Origin of the sequence: Luteibacter yeojuensis (genome assembly GCF_000964085.1) — a bacterium.
Lineage (GTDB): Bacteria > Pseudomonadota > Gammaproteobacteria > Xanthomonadales > Rhodanobacteraceae > Luteibacter > Luteibacter yeojuensis_A.
In genome coordinates this window covers 1-416 of sequence record NZ_JZRB01000103.1, presented here as the reverse complement: position 1 = coordinate 416, position 416 = coordinate 1, and the positions used below count along the sequence as shown (strand labels likewise).

At 63.9% G+C, this 416-nt stretch carries 1 protein-coding gene; it reads right to left on the bottom strand.

What is annotated here, in order from left to right:
- A partial coding sequence (locus VI08_RS20375; RefSeq protein ID WP_045831477.1) for a BlaI/MecI/CopY family transcriptional regulator occupies positions 1–334 on the bottom strand: 334 nt, incomplete at its 3' end.
- Positions 335–416 lie beyond the last annotated feature (82 nt).

Sequence of the window (416 nt, the reverse complement as noted above, 5' to 3'; positions counted from 1 at the left end):
CGAGCTCGCTGTCGCTGACCTGGCCGCGTTCGGCCATCCAGGCGACGAAGGGTGATACGGAGCCCTGCAGGGTCTTTTCGACGAAGCGGGCGACGGCGCCACTCATGACTTCGCCGGATTCGCCGGTGACGCTGTAGCGGTAGGCGCCTTCGGCCTTGCGGCGCGAGAGGTAACCTTTGGCGCGGAGGCGTTCCATCATGGTGAGGATGGTGGAGCGGGCGAGGCCGCGTGGTTCGCCGTAGCCTGCGTGGATGTCGGCCACGGAGCTTTTGGGGGTGTCTTCGATGTAGTGGAGCAGGGCGAGTTCCTGGTCGCCGATCGTCTTCTTTGCCATGGCGGGGTCCTGACTACAGGTGTAGGCAGCATGCGCTTGACTACAGGTGTCGTCAAGGGGTTCATTCGCTGTCGCGAATGCA